The sequence below is a fragment of the Bacillus sonorensis NBRC 101234 = KCTC 13918 genome, assembly GCF_001592005.1.
Classification (GTDB): Bacteria; Bacillota; Bacilli; order Bacillales; family Bacillaceae; genus Bacillus; species Bacillus sonorensis.
Window position 1 is genome coordinate 19,647 of sequence record NZ_BCVZ01000020.1, and the last position, 12,165, is coordinate 31,811.

At 43.5% G+C, this 12,165-nt stretch carries 26 protein-coding genes; all 26 read right to left on the bottom strand.

The features are described 5' to 3' along the window. Positions 1-46: 46 nt before the first annotated feature. The 26 genes from rplQ to rpsS all read right to left on the bottom strand — a co-directional run bounded on the left by rplQ (position 47) and on the right by rpsS (position 12,165). On the bottom strand, positions 47-409 hold the full coding sequence (gene rplQ, locus BTR1S_RS17725; protein ID WP_003178384.1) for a 50S ribosomal protein L17: 363 nt from the start codon (positions 407-409) through the stop codon (positions 47-49). A gap of 77 nt (positions 410-486) precedes the next feature. After that, positions 487-1,431, bottom strand: a complete 945-nt coding sequence (locus tag BTR1S_RS17730; RefSeq protein ID WP_006640340.1) for a DNA-directed RNA polymerase subunit alpha — start codon at positions 1,429-1,431, stop codon at positions 487-489. Positions 1,432-1,605: 174 nt separating this feature from the next. Continuing rightward, positions 1,606-2,001 (bottom strand): 30S ribosomal protein S11, encoded by a 396-nt coding sequence (gene rpsK, locus BTR1S_RS17735; protein ID WP_006640339.1) that lies wholly within the window; start codon positions 1,999-2,001, stop codon positions 1,606-1,608. Positions 2,002-2,021: 20 nt separating this feature from the next. Continuing rightward, on the bottom strand, positions 2,022-2,387 hold the full coding sequence (rpsM, locus tag BTR1S_RS17740; protein WP_006640338.1) for a 30S ribosomal protein S13: 366 nt from the start codon (positions 2,385-2,387) through the stop codon (positions 2,022-2,024). Positions 2,388-2,409: 22 nt separating this feature from the next. Next, the gene (rpmJ, locus tag BTR1S_RS17745; protein ID WP_003156543.1) at positions 2,410-2,523 is read right to left on the bottom strand and encodes a 50S ribosomal protein L36; all 114 of its coding nucleotides are present in this window, start codon (positions 2,521-2,523) and stop codon (positions 2,410-2,412) included. A gap of 33 nt (positions 2,524-2,556) precedes the next feature. Continuing rightward, a complete protein-coding gene (gene infA / locus BTR1S_RS17750; protein WP_003178377.1) occupies positions 2,557-2,775 on the bottom strand; it encodes a translation initiation factor IF-1 in 219 nt (72 codons plus the stop codon). After that, complete coding sequence (locus tag BTR1S_RS23410; protein ID WP_006640337.1) at positions 2,753-3,082, bottom strand: KOW domain-containing RNA-binding protein; 330 nt, start codon at positions 3,080-3,082, stop codon at positions 2,753-2,755. The genes infA and BTR1S_RS23410 overlap by 23 nt, the downstream gene beginning before the upstream one ends. A gap of 9 nt (positions 3,083-3,091) precedes the next feature. Beyond that, positions 3,092-3,838 carry a type I methionyl aminopeptidase gene (gene map, locus BTR1S_RS17760; protein WP_006640336.1) on the bottom strand — a complete coding sequence of 249 codons (747 nt, stop codon included), beginning with the start codon at positions 3,836-3,838 and terminating at the stop codon, positions 3,092-3,094. Next, entirely contained in the window at positions 3,835-4,488 is a 654-nt protein-coding gene (locus BTR1S_RS17765; RefSeq protein WP_006640335.1) for an adenylate kinase, read from the bottom strand. The genes map and BTR1S_RS17765 overlap by 4 nt, the downstream gene beginning before the upstream one ends. A gap of 54 nt (positions 4,489-4,542) precedes the next feature. After that, positions 4,543-5,838 (bottom strand): preprotein translocase subunit SecY, encoded by a 1,296-nt coding sequence (secY, locus tag BTR1S_RS17770; RefSeq protein ID WP_006640334.1) that lies wholly within the window; start codon positions 5,836-5,838, stop codon positions 4,543-4,545. Between the two features lies 1 nt (position 5,839). Further along, positions 5,840-6,280 (bottom strand): 50S ribosomal protein L15, encoded by a 441-nt coding sequence (rplO, locus tag BTR1S_RS17775; protein WP_029418438.1) that lies wholly within the window; start codon positions 6,278-6,280, stop codon positions 5,840-5,842. 30 nt (positions 6,281-6,310) lie between these two features. Next, positions 6,311-6,490, bottom strand: coding sequence for a 50S ribosomal protein L30 (gene rpmD / locus BTR1S_RS17780; protein WP_006640333.1), 180 nt, complete (start codon positions 6,488-6,490; stop codon positions 6,311-6,313). A gap of 13 nt (positions 6,491-6,503) precedes the next feature. Continuing rightward, positions 6,504-7,004: a 30S ribosomal protein S5 gene (rpsE, locus tag BTR1S_RS17785; RefSeq protein ID WP_006640332.1), complete on the bottom strand. Its 501-nt coding sequence runs from the start codon at positions 7,002-7,004 to the stop codon at positions 6,504-6,506. 24 nt (positions 7,005-7,028) lie between these two features. After that, a complete protein-coding gene (gene rplR, locus BTR1S_RS17790) occupies positions 7,029-7,391 on the bottom strand; it encodes a 50S ribosomal protein L18 (RefSeq protein WP_006640331.1) in 363 nt (120 codons plus the stop codon). Between the two features lie 31 nt (positions 7,392-7,422). Next, on the bottom strand, positions 7,423-7,959 hold the full coding sequence (rplF, locus tag BTR1S_RS17795; protein ID WP_006640330.1) for a 50S ribosomal protein L6: 537 nt from the start codon (positions 7,957-7,959) through the stop codon (positions 7,423-7,425). A gap of 30 nt (positions 7,960-7,989) precedes the next feature. After that, on the bottom strand, positions 7,990-8,388 hold the full coding sequence (gene rpsH / locus BTR1S_RS17800; RefSeq protein WP_006640329.1) for a 30S ribosomal protein S8: 399 nt from the start codon (positions 8,386-8,388) through the stop codon (positions 7,990-7,992). 31 nt (positions 8,389-8,419) lie between these two features. Then, a complete protein-coding gene (gene rpsN, locus BTR1S_RS17805; RefSeq protein WP_003178353.1) occupies positions 8,420-8,605 on the bottom strand; it encodes a 30S ribosomal protein S14 in 186 nt (61 codons plus the stop codon). A gap of 22 nt (positions 8,606-8,627) precedes the next feature. Next, the gene (rplE, locus tag BTR1S_RS17810; RefSeq protein ID WP_006640328.1) at positions 8,628-9,167 is read right to left on the bottom strand and encodes a 50S ribosomal protein L5; all 540 of its coding nucleotides are present in this window, start codon (positions 9,165-9,167) and stop codon (positions 8,628-8,630) included. Between the two features lie 25 nt (positions 9,168-9,192). Next, positions 9,193-9,504, bottom strand: a complete 312-nt coding sequence (rplX, locus tag BTR1S_RS17815; RefSeq protein ID WP_006640327.1) for a 50S ribosomal protein L24 — start codon at positions 9,502-9,504, stop codon at positions 9,193-9,195. 37 nt (positions 9,505-9,541) lie between these two features. Next, positions 9,542-9,910: a 50S ribosomal protein L14 gene (rplN, locus tag BTR1S_RS17820; protein WP_006640326.1), complete on the bottom strand. Its 369-nt coding sequence runs from the start codon at positions 9,908-9,910 to the stop codon at positions 9,542-9,544. A gap of 40 nt (positions 9,911-9,950) precedes the next feature. Then, entirely contained in the window at positions 9,951-10,214 is a 264-nt protein-coding gene (rpsQ, locus tag BTR1S_RS17825; protein ID WP_006640325.1) for a 30S ribosomal protein S17, read from the bottom strand. A 24-nt stretch (positions 10,215-10,238) separates the two neighbouring features. After that, positions 10,239-10,439 (bottom strand): 50S ribosomal protein L29, encoded by a 201-nt coding sequence (gene rpmC / locus BTR1S_RS17830; RefSeq protein WP_003178343.1) that lies wholly within the window; start codon positions 10,437-10,439, stop codon positions 10,239-10,241. Beyond that, positions 10,429-10,863, bottom strand: coding sequence for a 50S ribosomal protein L16 (gene rplP, locus BTR1S_RS17835; protein WP_006640324.1), 435 nt, complete (start codon positions 10,861-10,863; stop codon positions 10,429-10,431). The genes rpmC and rplP overlap by 11 nt, the downstream gene beginning before the upstream one ends. Position 10,864: 1 nt before the next feature. Next, positions 10,865-11,521, bottom strand: coding sequence for a 30S ribosomal protein S3 (gene rpsC, locus BTR1S_RS17840; protein WP_006640323.1), 657 nt, complete (start codon positions 11,519-11,521; stop codon positions 10,865-10,867). 3 nt (positions 11,522-11,524) lie between these two features. Continuing rightward, positions 11,525-11,869 carry a 50S ribosomal protein L22 gene (gene rplV / locus BTR1S_RS17845; RefSeq protein WP_006640322.1) on the bottom strand — a complete coding sequence of 115 codons (345 nt, stop codon included), beginning with the start codon at positions 11,867-11,869 and terminating at the stop codon, positions 11,525-11,527. Between the two features lie 17 nt (positions 11,870-11,886). Continuing rightward, a complete protein-coding gene (rpsS, locus tag BTR1S_RS17850) occupies positions 11,887-12,165 on the bottom strand; it encodes a 30S ribosomal protein S19 (protein ID WP_006640321.1) in 279 nt (92 codons plus the stop codon).

Sequence of the window (12,165 nt, forward strand, 5' to 3'; positions counted from 1 at the left end):
CAGTTAAAAACTGTCCCGCCCTTCTTTAGACACACAATATATGTGATTAAACCAATTCGATGATAGCCATTGGTGCTCCGTCACCACGGCGAGGACCAAGCTTCATAATGCGTGTGTATCCGCCTTGGCGCTCTTCATAGCGAGGTGCTACATCAGAGAAAAGCTTTTGAAGTGCATCTTGGTTTTTCTCTGCGTCCGCTACCTCATTGCGGATGTATGCAGCTGCTTGGCGGCGTGCGTGTAAATCTCCGCGCTTGCCAAGTGTAATCATTTTTTCTACAACAGAGCGAAGTTCTTTAGCACGAGCTTCTGTTGTTTCGATTCTTTCGTTGATGATCAAGTCTGTTGTAAGATCACGCAGCATTGCTTTACGCTGTGCACTAGTGCGTCCTAGTTTTCTGTATGACATGTAGTGTCCCCTCCTTTATTGAAATACTCTATCTGAAATAAAAAACACACGAAAATCCTAGTTCACATTGAAACTAGTCAATCGTCTTTGCGAAGGCCAAGTCCAAGCTCTTCAAGTTTCGCTTTCACTTCTTCGAGTGACTTGCGACCCAGGTTGCGGACTTTCATCATATCTTCTTCAGTCTTGTTCGCAAGCTCTTGAACCGTATTAATGCCCGCACGTTTCAAACAGTTGTAAGAACGAACGGAAAGATCAAGCTCTTCAATTGTCATTTCCAGAACTTTTTCTTTCTGATCTTCTTCTTTTTCAACCATGATTTCAGCATGCTGGGCTTCGTCGGTCAAACCGACAAAAATATTAAGGTGTTCAGTCAAAATCTTTGAACCAAGCGCAATCGCTTCTTTTGGTCCAGTGCTTCCATCTGTCCATACGTCAAGCGTAAGTTTGTCATAGTTTGTAATCTGACCCACACGAGTATTCTCAACTTGATAAGATACACGAGAAACAGGTGTATAGATGGAATCAATCGGGATGACGCCAATCGGCTGATCGTCTCTTTTATTCGCGTCAGCTGGGTTGTACCCGCGACCTCTTTGAGCGGTTAAGCGAACTCGGAAACTCGCGTTTTGGCCAAGAGTCGCAATGTGAAGATCAGGATTCAAAATCTCAACATCACTGTCGTGGGTAATATCAGCAGCCGTTACAACTCCTTCACCCTGAACATCAATCTCAAGCGTCTTCTCTTCTTCAGAGTAGATTTTCAGTGCAAGTTTTTTAATGTTTAAGATAATCGTTGTAACATCTTCAACAACGCCTTCGATCGTCGAAAATTCATGCAGTACACCATCTATCTGGATCGATGTTACAGCGGCACCAGGGAGTGAGGATAAAAGGATACGACGTAAGGAGTTACCCAAAGTTGTACCATATCCACGCTCAAGTGGCTCTACGACAAATTTACCATACTTGGCATCGTCGCTGATTTCAACCGTTTCGATTTTTGGTTTTTCAATCTCGATCATTTCATAAAACCCTCCTTCAAAACGTCGAAACCCCGGAAAGAACTTCTCTGATTCTATCCGAAATTCCCCATTGTTTAGTCCCGTATGTGCTCAGGCAACGAGTGTGCATTCGTTTTATAAATTAACTGTATCATAACCCATTATTGACAGGGACACAAAATCTATACAAACAAATTACACGCGGCGACGTTTTGGCGGACGGCATCCGTTATGAGGAACAGGTGTTACGTCTCTGATCGCTGTTACTTCAAGTCCGGCAGCTTGCAGCGCACGGATTGCAGCTTCACGGCCAGAACCTGGTCCTTTAACAGTAACTTCAAGAGTTTTAAGTCCATGTTCGATAGAACCTTTAGCAGCTGTTTCAGCAGCCATTTGTGCAGCGAACGGAGTGGATTTACGAGAACCTTTAAATCCTAGAGCTCCGGCACTTGACCAAGAAATAGCATTGCCATGAACATCAGTGATTGTAACAATCGTGTTGTTGAAAGTTGAACGAATATGAGCGATTCCAGATTCAATATTCTTTTTCACGCGACGTTTACGCGTGTTTGATTTACGAGCAGCAGCCATTGATTAATTACCTCCCTTGCTTATTTTTTCTTGTTAGCTACAGTACGACGCGGACCTTTACGAGTACGCGCGTTATTTTTAGTATTTTGACCGCGAACAGGCAATCCGCGACGATGACGAATTCCGCGGTAGCTTCCGATTTCGATCAGACGTTTGATGTTAAGAGACACTTCACGGCGAAGGTCACCTTCAACTTTCAATTTGTCGATTACGTCACGGATTTTACCAAGTTCCTCTTCAGTTAAATCACGAACGCGAGTGTCTTCAGAAACACCAGCTTCTTTTAACACTTGCTGAGCCGTTGTACGGCCGATTCCAAAGATGTATGTTAATGAAATAACAACACGCTTGTCACGTGGGATATCTACACCAGCAATACGAGCCATCTCTCTCGCACCTCCTTAAAAATTATCCTTGTTTTTGTTTATGCTTTGGATTTTCACAGATCACCATTACTTTTCCTTTTCTGCGAATGACCTTGCATTTTTCACAGATCGGTTTAACTGATGGTCTCACTTTCATGTGTTTCCAACCTCCTTCAATTTCCGGAGTGCTTTATTTGTAACGGTACGTAATTCTACCACGAGTTAAGTCATATGGAGATAATTCTACCGTAACTTTGTCTCCAGGTAAAATGCGAATGAAGTGCATGCGGATCTTACCGGATACATGAGCCAAAACCGTGTGGCCATTTTCAAGTTCAACTTTGAACATTGCGTTTGGCAGCGTTTCGACTACAGTACCTTCCACTTCAATTACATCGTCTTTCGCCATTCAAGTGTTCTCCCTTCTTCAAATCAGTAACTTGCTCTCTGACAAATTTCAATAGAGAAAATCTCAATTTTCCATTTGTCACACGCCCAGTTTCGTTTATACTGTTCTGAACTTCCGGAGATACGCAATCATAAAAGGTTAAATGATTGATATTCTTTTTCTTAGGAGAATGAAATTTACGCTTTTCTCCGTCTGCTACCAGCACATGATGATGATCGAATATTCCAATGACAATTGCGTATTGGTCCAATTCGCGACCTCGTATAATACGAACGAACTGTCCAATTTCAGGCGTTTTCCGACTCATCTCATTCACCTAGGCTTTTGTCAGTATATCAAAACCTGTCTCCGTAATCGCAATCGTGTGTTCAAAATGAGCACACTTTTTCCCGTCCACAGTAACAACCGTCCAGTTATCAGCCAGTGTTTTGACATACCGGCTGCCTGCGTTGACCATCGGTTCAATGGCCAAGACCATGCCAGGCTTTAACCGCGGGCCTTTGTTCGGCGGACCGTAGTGAGGAATTTGCGGATCCTCATGCAGATCCTGACCGACCCCGTGTCCGACATATTCCCTAACAACTGAAAAATGTTCGCTTTCGACATACGTTTGTATTGCGTGGGAAATATTCGACAAACGTTCACCCGGTTTTGCTTCCTGCAAGCCCCTATATAAAGATTCCTCTGTCACGTCCAGCAGCTTTTGATCATCATCGCTGATCGTTCCTACTGGATAAGTCCATGCAGAGTCACCATGATAACCGTTTAGCTTCGCACCGATATCGATGCTGATGATGTCTCCGTCACGAAGCACCCGGCTGCCCGGAATACCGTGAACCAGTTCTTCGTTGACCGAAACGCAAATGCTCCCGCGAAAACCATTATACCCTTTAAAAGATGGGATTGCACCCTGCTTCGTAATAAAACGTTCGGCAATTTGATCCAATTCTTTTGTCGAGATGCCGGGTTTAATGTGCTTTTTCAGCTCCTGGTGAGTTAAAGCAACAATCCGGCCCGCTTCACGCATGATTTCGATTTCTCGGGGAGTTTTACAAATAATCATTTGTCCAGGCCTCCGAGAAGCTTTCTTATATCAGCGTAAACTTCATTGATGTGCTGTTGCCCGTCAATGTTTACGAGATATCCTTTATCCGCATAAAAATCGAGTAAAGGCTGAGTTTGCTTCAAGTTAACCTCAAGCCGTGTGGAAACGGTAGCTTCATTATCATCTGCGCGCTGATAAAGTTCTCCTCCACACTTATCGCATACATTTTCTTTTGCAGGCGGATTAAAGACTAAATGATATGTTGCACCGCAATTTTTGCAGATTCTGCGTCCGGTAAGACGTTCCATCAATGCATCTTTATCGACTTGAATATTGATGACATGATCAATCGACTTGCCTAGTCCTTTAAGAATTTCCTCAAGTGCTTCAGCTTGTGCGACTGTTCTCGGAAATCCGTCCAGAAGAAAACCCCGGTCACAATCATTCTTGCCAAGTCTCTCCCTGACAATACCAATCGTCACTTCATCAGGAACAAGCTCGCCTTTATCAATGTATGATTTGGCTTCAAGTCCCAGATCCGTTTCTTCTTTCATCGCAGCGCGGAACATGTCTCCTGTTGAGATATGAGGTATCCCAAAATCGTCAACAATCCGTTCAGCCTGTGTTCCTTTACCGGCTCCAGGCAGTCCCATTAAGACTAAGTTCATTTTGGATTCCCCGTCCTCTCTATTTTAAGAGGGAATGGGCCCATCCCATTTCCTCTAGTGCTTCATAAATCCACGATAGTTTCGTTTCACCAGCTGGCTTTCAAGCTGCTTCATTGTTTCGAGTGCTACACCGATCACGATCAGCAAACTTGTTCCGCCAATTTGTGCAGAAGAAGGCAGCCCAGCAATATTAACGAACAAGACAGGAAGAATGGCAATCACGGCCAAAAATATGGAGCCGACAAATGTAAGTCGATACAAAATGCTCGTAATTCTATCCTGAGTCATTTTTCCTGGACGAACTCCCGGAATATAGCCACCTTGTTTTTTAAGATTATCGGCCATTTGTTCAGGGTTCACCTGGACAAATGCATAGAAATAGGTAAAGGCAATAATCAATGCTGCATAGATTGCCATTCCGACCGGATGCGTGTAATCAAACGTTTTTTGAATCCAGTTCGTTACATCATTGGAGCCAAAGAATGATGCCACAGTCCGCGGCGTAATGATAAACGAAACAGCAAAGATGACTGGAATGACACCCGCCGGATTGACCTTCAGCGGCAGATGTGTAGACTGACCGCCGGGAGCAGGTGAACGGCCTGAACCTTTCGCATATTGAATTGAGATTTTTCTAACTGCCTGTTGGATAAAAATAACGCCAACGACAATCGCCAAAATCGCAAGCAATATAATGACAACCTTTAAGATTTGCATGAACAGCTGATCTCCAGCATCTTCAAACTGCTGAACGTAGATCTGATTGATCGTCTGCGGAATGCCGGCAACGATCCCAGCAAAGATGATGATGGAAATTCCGTTGCCTACTCCATGGGACGTAATTTGTTCACCCAGCCACATTAAAAAAGCAGTTCCAGCAGTCAGAACAATCGCAATGGTCAAATAGGTGCCGACTCCCGGGTCACTGATTAACGCGCCGCCGGCCATGTTATTAAACCCGTAAGACATACCTAAAGCCTGGATAAATCCAAGAACGATTGTGAAGTACCTTGTGAACTGAGCTAATTTTCGGCGACCAACTTCCCCTTGCTTCGACCATTCCGTAAACTTCGGAACAACATCCATCTGCAGAAGCTGAATGATGATTGAAGCGGTGATGTACGGCATGATCCCCATCGCAAGAATGGAGAAGTTGTATAATGCACCGCCGCCAAATGTGTTTAGGATCCCAAATACGCTCATTTGATCCTGTGCCTTCAGGACATCTGTATTTACATTCGGCACAGGAATGAATGAACCGAGACGAAAGACGATAAGCATTAAAAGAGTGAAGATAATCTTATTCCGAATATCCTTCACACGCATAAAATTGGAGATTGTCTTAAACAAGTTAGATCACCTCAGCTGTACCGCCAGCAGCCTCAATTGCTTGTTTAGCAGAAGCGGAGAATTTATTGGCTTTAACAGTTAATTTTTTTTCTAATTTACCGTCGCCAAGAATTTTCACTCCAGATTTCAACTTGCTGATTACACCTGTTTCCAGAAGAAGTTCAGGAGTAACTTCCGTCCCTTCTGCAAAGCTGTTGAGTTTGTCTAGGTTGATCACGGCGAATTCCTTGCGGTTGATGTTTGTAAAACCGCGTTTAGGAAGACGTTGGAATAAAGGCATTTGTCCACCCTCGAATCCAGGACGTACACCGCCGCCAGAACGAGCGTTTTGACCTTTATGACCTTTACCAGCTGTTTTACCGTTACCTGAACCAATACCACGACCTACGCGGTTGCGCGTTTTGCGTGAACCTTCTGCGGGCTTTAATTCATGAAGTTTCATTAGGACACCTCCTTAGCCTATCATTTATTTTTATTGTTCTTTTACAGAAACTAAATGAGATACTTTGTTAATCATGCCGCGGATAGCAGCGTTATCTTCGTGAACGACTGTTTGGTTTGTTTTCTTTAAACCAAGCGTTCTCACAGTGATGCGCTGATCTTCCGGGCGACCGATTACACTGCGTTTGAGGGTAATTTCTAATTTAGCCATTAATGTTCCCTCCTTATCCTAACAGTTCTTCTACAGATTTTCCACGAAGCTTCGCAACATCTTCAGCGCGTTTCAGTTCGCTTAATCCTTGAATTGTTGCACGGATCATGTTGATCGGTGTGTTAGAACCTAAAGATTTAGAAAGGATATCAGATACACCGGCAAGCTCAAGCACCGCACGTACTGGGCCTCCAGCGATAACTCCCGTACCTTCAGCAGCAGGTTTTAACAAGATGTTTCCTGCACCGAAACGTCCGATGATTTCGTGTGGAATTGTAGTTCCAACCATTGGTACTTCGATCAAATTCTTTTTCGCATCTTCAACAGCTTTGCGGATCGCTTCCGGCACTTCTTGTGCTTTACCAGTTCCGAATCCGACGTGACCGTTTTTGTCACCGACAACGACTAGAGCTGCGAAACGGAAACGACGACCACCTTTAACAACTTTCGCTACGCGGTTAACGGTAACTAAGCGTTCTTCTAACTCTAATTTGCTTGGGTCAATACGACGCATATTCATATGTCCCTCCTTCTTTTATTAAAATTCCAATCCAGCTTCGCGTGCAGCGTCAGCCAAAGCTTTTACACGTCCATGGTAAAGGTATCCGCCGCGGTCAAATACGACATTGGTAATACCTTTCTCAGAAGCGCGTTTTGCAACAAGCTCTCCAACTTTTGCAGCCGCAGACGTATCGCCGCTGTTCTCGGCGTTAAAGTCTTTATCAAGAGTAGATGCACTCACAAGTGTAACACCGTTCACGTCATCGATCACTTGCGCGTAAATATGTTTGTTTGAACGGAAAACATTTAGACGAGGTCTCTCAGGCGTTCCTGAAAGCTTCGCACGAACACGAGCGTGTCTTTTAAGACGTGCAGCATTCTTGCTTGTTTTCGTAATCATCTGGGTCACTCCTTTCTCACTTTAAGCGGTTTTACTTAGCAGATTTACCTTCTTTACGACGAACCATTTCTCCTTCATAGCGGATCCCTTTACCTTTGTAAGGCTCTGGAGAACGTACAGCACGGATGTTGGCAGCAGTAGCTCCAACGCGCTCTTTATCTGTACCTTTTACGACTATTTTTGTTTGAGATGGAACTTCGATTTCAATTCCGTTTTCAGGAACGATTTCTACAGGATGTGAGTATCCAACGTTTAAAACAAGTTTGTTTCCGGATTTAGAAGCACGGTAACCGACACCGACTAATTCCAAACCTCTTTCAAAGCCTTTGGATACACCTTCAACCATGTTTCCGATGATGCTGCGGGTCGTACCATGCAGCGCGCGATGTTCTTTATTATCAGAAGGACGTTCTACAGTCAGTACATTGTCCTCAATTTTGATGTTCATATCAGGATGAAACGTACGAGTTAATTCTCCTTTTGGTCCTTTCACGGTTACAGTGTTGTCGTTCAACGCAACTGTAACGCCTGAAGGAATCTCAAGTAGCTTCTTACCTACACGAGACATACCAAGCACCTCCATTCATGTTAAACTTTCTTACCAAACGTATGCTAATACTTCTCCGCCAGCTTGTTTAGCGCGGGCTTCTTTATCTGTCAACACTCCATGTGATGTAGAAAGAATTGCGATTCCGAGTCCGTTAAGTACGCGAGGCACTTCGTTTGACTTAGCGTAAACGCGCAGACCAGGTTTGCTGATTCTTTTAAGACCAGTGATGACACGTTCGTTGTTTTGTCCGTATTTCAAGAAAACACGGATGATGCCTTGTTTGTTGTCTTCAATGTATTCTACGTCACGGATGAAACCTTCTCTTTTCAAGATTTCAGCGATTTCTCTTTTCAATTTAGAAGCAGGAATTTCAAGCTTCTCATGACGTACCATGTTTGCATTACGAATACGAGTCAGCATATCTGCAATCGGATCTGTCATAACCATTATTTAATAACCTCCTTCCCATAAACGGGGATTACCAGCTGGCTTTTTTAACGCCAGGAATTTGTCCTTTATATGCAAGTTCACGGAAACAAATACGGCAAAGCTTAAATTTACGAATAACAGAGTGTGGACGTCCGCAGCGTTCGCAGCGAGTGTACTCTTGTACTTTAAACTTCGGTGTACGTTTTTGCTTCGCAATCATTGACTTTTTAGCCACGATTTCGCCTCCCTTTCATTGATTATTTCTGGAATGGCATACCTAATTGAGTTAATAGTTCACGTGCTTCTTCATCTGTATTGGCAGTCGTTACAATAACGATGTCCATACCGCGAACTTTAGTTACCTTATCATAGTCAATTTCAGGGAAGATCAGCTGTTCTTTAATTCCTAATGTGTAGTTTCCGCGTCCGTCAAAAGATTTTTTGGAGATTCCGCGGAAGTCACGTACACGCGGTAAAGAAACAGAAATCAGTTTATCAAGGAAATCATACATGCGCTCTCCGCGAAGAGTTACTTTCGCACCGATCGGCATTCCTTCACGAAGACGGAATCCAGCAATAGATTTCTTCGCACGAGTAACGACAGGTTTCTGACCTGCGATAAACGTTAGTTCTTCAACAGCGCTATCGATTGCTTTAGCGTTTTGAACAGCGTCACCAACACCCATGTTGATTACGATTTTTTCGATTTTAGGCACTTGCATCACAGATTTGTAGTTAAACTTTTTCATTAATGCAGGTGAAATTTCTTTATTGTACTTTTCTTTAAGGCGGTTCATGAGATAGACCTCCCTTCCTTTATTACTAGTTATCTAGAACTTGCCCAGATTTTTTTGCAATACGAACTTTTTTGCCATTTTCTACTTTGTATCCTACGCGAGTCACTTCACCTGTTTTAGGATCGAGCGGCATTACGTTTGACACATGAATTGGCGCCTCTTGGTTCAAGATTCCGCCTTGAGGGTTTGCCTGAGTAGGCTTTGAGTGTTTCTTAACAATGTTGACACCCTCGACAATTACACGGTCTTTCTTAGGGAATGCAGCAAGGATCACTCCTTGTTTCCCTTTATCTTTACCAGAGATAACCATTACTTTATCGCCTTTTTTAACATGCATCCTGATCGCACCTCCTTAAAGTCCGGCATTGATATCATTAAAGTACTTCTGGAGCTAGAGAAACAATTTTCATAAAGTTGTTGTCACGAAGTTCACGTGCTACAGGTCCGAAGATACGAGTTCCGCGCGGGCTTTTGTCATCACGGATGATAACACATGCATTCTCATCGAATTTGATGTAAGATCCGTCGTTTCTGCGTGCTCCGCTTTTTGAACGAACGACAACAGCTTTTACGACATCACCTTTTTTGACAACGCCTCCTGGTGTTGCTTGTTTAACCGTGCAAACAATGACATCACCAATGTTAGCTGTCTTGCGTCCGGAACCGCCAAGAACTTTGATCGTTAATACTTCACGAGCACCAGAGTTGTCAGCTACTTTTAAACGAGTCTCTTGTTGAATCATTATTTGTTACCTCCCTTCGGAAAAAGGTTTCCGAACTTTATTAGATAATAACAGCTTCTTCGACAACCTCAACTAGACGAAAACGTTTAGTCGCAGATAATGGACGAGTTTCCATGATCTTTACGATGTCTCCGATTTTAGCTTGATTATTTTCATCATGTGCTTTGAATTTTTTAGAGTACTTTACGCGTTTACCGTAAAGCGGGTGTTTTTTGTATGTTTCAACAACAACAGTAATGGTTTTATCCATTTTGTCAGAAACGACACGTCCTTGGTAAACTTTGCGCTGATTGCGTTCGCTCATGTTTTAGAGAACCTCCCTCCGGTATTATTTGTTGGCAGCAATTTCTCTTTCCCGAATCACAGTTTTCATGCGCGCGATTGACTTGCGCACTTCACGGATGCGAGCAGTGTTTTCAAGTTGTCCTGTCGCTAATTGAAAGCGAAGATTGAAAAGTTCTTCTTTAAGAGACTTTACTTTTTGTTCAATTTCAGCAGTGGTAAGGTCACGAATTTCATTAGCTTTCATTTGATTCACCACCAATTTCTTCACGTTTTACGAACTTCGTTTTAATTGGCAATTTGTGAGATGCAAGACGAAGAGCTTCACGAGCGACTTCCTCAGACACACCAGAAATTTCAAATAAAACTTTGCCCGGTTTTACAACAGCTACCCATCCTTCTGGAGCACCTTTACCGGAACCCATCCGAACCTCTAGAGGCTTAGCTGTGTATGGTTTAGAAGGGAAAATTTTGATCCAAACTTTACCGCCACGTTTCATGTAACGAGTCATCGCAATACGGGCAGCTTCGATTTGGCGGTTTGTAATCCAAGAAGCTTCTTGAGCCTGGATACCGTATTCACCGAAATGCACTTCAGTGCCGCCTTTGGCACGGCCGCGCATTTTTCCGCGATGCTCTCTGCGATATTTAACGCGTTTTGGCATTAACATATTATTTTCCTCCTTCCTCAGTTTTCTTCTTAGTAGGAAGAACCTCTCCACGATAGATCCAGACTTTTACACCAAGCTTACCGTAAGTCGTATCAGCTTCTGATGTAGCATAGTCAATGTCTGCACGCAATGTGTGCAATGGAACAGTTCCTTCACTGTAGTATTCAGAGCGAGCGATATCTGCGCCGCCAAGACGACCGGATACCATTGTTTTCACACCTTGTGCACCAGCGCGCATTGTGCGTTGGATTTGTTGCTTTTGCGCACGACGGAATGAAATACGGTTTTCCAATTGACGAGCGATATTATCTGCAACCAGCTGAGCATCAAGATCAGCTTTTTTGATTTCAAGAATGTTAATGTGAACACGCTTGCCAGTAAGGTTGTTAAGGGCTTTGCGAAGCGCTTCGACTTCAGAACCGCCTTTACCGATAACCATACCAGGCTTAGCTGTGTGGATCGTAATGTTTACACGGTTTGCCGCACGTTCGATTTCCACTTTGGAAACAGAAGCGTCAGACAAGCGTTGGTTAATAAATTCACGGATTTTTAGATCTTCGTGAAGGAAGTCAGCGTAATCTTTGCCAGCGTACCACTTAGATTCCCAATCACGTATAACCCCAATACGAAGACCGACTGGATTTACCTTTTGACCCACGAGTTATCCCTCCTTCTTTTCTGATACAACGATAGTAATGTGGCTCGTACGTTTGTTGATTTGGCTTGCACGTCCCATAGCACGTGGACGGAATCTTTTTAACGTAGGGCCTTCGTTCACGTAAGCTTGAGTAACAACCAGGTTGTTTGCGTCCATTTCATAGTTGTGCTCAGCGTTAGCGACAGCAGATTTTAAAACTTTTTCAATAATCGGAGAAGCAGCTTTTGGCGTGTGATTTAAAATCGATACTGCTTCACCTACTTGCTTGCCTCGAATCAGGTCCATTACTAGACGTGCCTTACGAGGAGCAATACGGACTGTTCTTGCGACAGCTTTAGCTTGTTGCATTTAAAAGCCTCCTCTCATTAGCGTCTTGTTTTTTTGTCATCACTAGCATGACCTTTGTAAGTGCGAGTTGGTGCGAATTCACCCAACTTGTGACCTACCATATCTTCAGAGATGTAAACAGGCACATGTTTGCGTCCGTCATAGACTGCGATTGTGTGACCGATAAATTGCGGGAAAATAGTAGAACGGCGTGACCAAGTTTTCACAACTTGCTTCTTATCCGTTTCATTTAATTTCTCGATTTTTGTCATTAGATGATCATCGACAAATGGTCCTTTTTTTAAGCTGCGAGCCAT

What these genes read in the sequence shown, in the direction of transcription:
- rpsM (WP_006640338.1), bottom strand. Translation starts at nt 2,387, where the DNA reads ATGGCTCGTATTGCTGGTGTAGATATCCCACGTGACAAGCGTGTTGTT.
- rplQ (WP_003178384.1), bottom strand. Translation starts at nt 409, where the DNA reads ATGTCATACAGAAAACTAGGACGCACTAGTGCACAGCGTAAAGCAATG.
- rplF (WP_006640330.1), bottom strand. Translation starts at nt 7,959, where the DNA reads ATGTCTCGTGTAGGTAAGAAGCTACTTGAGATTCCTTCAGGCGTTACA.
- rplO (WP_029418438.1), bottom strand. Translation starts at nt 6,280, where the DNA reads ATGAAACTTCATGAATTAAAGCCCGCAGAAGGTTCACGCAAAACGCGC.
- rpsK (WP_006640339.1), bottom strand. Translation starts at nt 2,001, where the DNA reads ATGGCTGCTGCTCGTAAATCAAACACGCGTAAACGTCGCGTGAAAAAG.
- rplX (WP_006640327.1), bottom strand. Translation starts at nt 9,504, where the DNA reads ATGCATGTTAAAAAAGGCGATAAAGTAATGGTTATCTCTGGTAAAGAT.
- infA (WP_003178377.1), bottom strand. Translation starts at nt 2,775, where the DNA reads ATGGCGAAAGACGATGTAATTGAAGTGGAAGGTACTGTAGTCGAAACG.
- rplV (WP_006640322.1), bottom strand. Translation starts at nt 11,869, where the DNA reads ATGCAACAAGCTAAAGCTGTCGCAAGAACAGTCCGTATTGCTCCTCGT.
- rplP (WP_006640324.1), bottom strand. Translation starts at nt 10,863, where the DNA reads ATGTTAATGCCAAAACGCGTTAAATATCGCAGAGAGCATCGCGGAAAA.
- rpmC (WP_003178343.1), bottom strand. Translation starts at nt 10,439, where the DNA reads ATGAAAGCTAATGAAATTCGTGACCTTACCACTGCTGAAATTGAACAA.
- rpmD (WP_006640333.1), bottom strand. Translation starts at nt 6,490, where the DNA reads ATGGCTAAATTAGAAATTACCCTCAAACGCAGTGTAATCGGTCGCCCG.
- map (WP_006640336.1), bottom strand. Translation starts at nt 3,838, where the DNA reads ATGATTATTTGTAAAACTCCCCGAGAAATCGAAATCATGCGTGAAGCG.
- rpsQ (WP_006640325.1), bottom strand. Translation starts at nt 10,214, where the DNA reads ATGAGCGAACGCAATCAGCGCAAAGTTTACCAAGGACGTGTCGTTTCT.
- rplR (WP_006640331.1), bottom strand. Translation starts at nt 7,391, where the DNA reads ATGATTACGAAAACAAGCAAGAATGCTGCACGTCTTAAAAGACACGCT.
- BTR1S_RS23410 (WP_006640337.1), bottom strand. Translation starts at nt 3,082, where the DNA reads ATGAGTCGGAAAACGCCTGAAATTGGACAGTTCGTTCGTATTATACGA.
- rpsE (WP_006640332.1), bottom strand. Translation starts at nt 7,004, where the DNA reads ATGCGTCGTATTGACCCAAGCAAATTAGAGTTAGAAGAACGCTTAGTT.
- rplN (WP_006640326.1), bottom strand. Translation starts at nt 9,910, where the DNA reads ATGATTCAACAAGAGACTCGTTTAAAAGTAGCTGACAACTCTGGTGCT.
- BTR1S_RS17730 (WP_006640340.1), bottom strand. Translation starts at nt 1,431, where the DNA reads ATGATCGAGATTGAAAAACCAAAAATCGAAACGGTTGAAATCAGCGAC.
- BTR1S_RS17765 (WP_006640335.1), bottom strand. Translation starts at nt 4,488, where the DNA reads ATGAACTTAGTCTTAATGGGACTGCCTGGAGCCGGTAAAGGAACACAG.
- rpsH (WP_006640329.1), bottom strand. Translation starts at nt 8,388, where the DNA reads ATGGTTATGACAGATCCGATTGCAGATATGCTGACTCGTATTCGTAAT.
- rplE (WP_006640328.1), bottom strand. Translation starts at nt 9,167, where the DNA reads ATGAACCGCCTTAAAGAAAAGTACAATAAAGAAATTTCACCTGCATTA.
- rpsS (WP_006640321.1), bottom strand. Translation starts at nt 12,165, where the DNA reads ATGGCTCGCAGCTTAAAAAAAGGACCATTTGTCGATGATCATCTAATG.
- rpmJ (WP_003156543.1), bottom strand. Translation starts at nt 2,523, where the DNA reads ATGAAAGTGAGACCATCAGTTAAACCGATCTGTGAAAAATGCAAGGTC.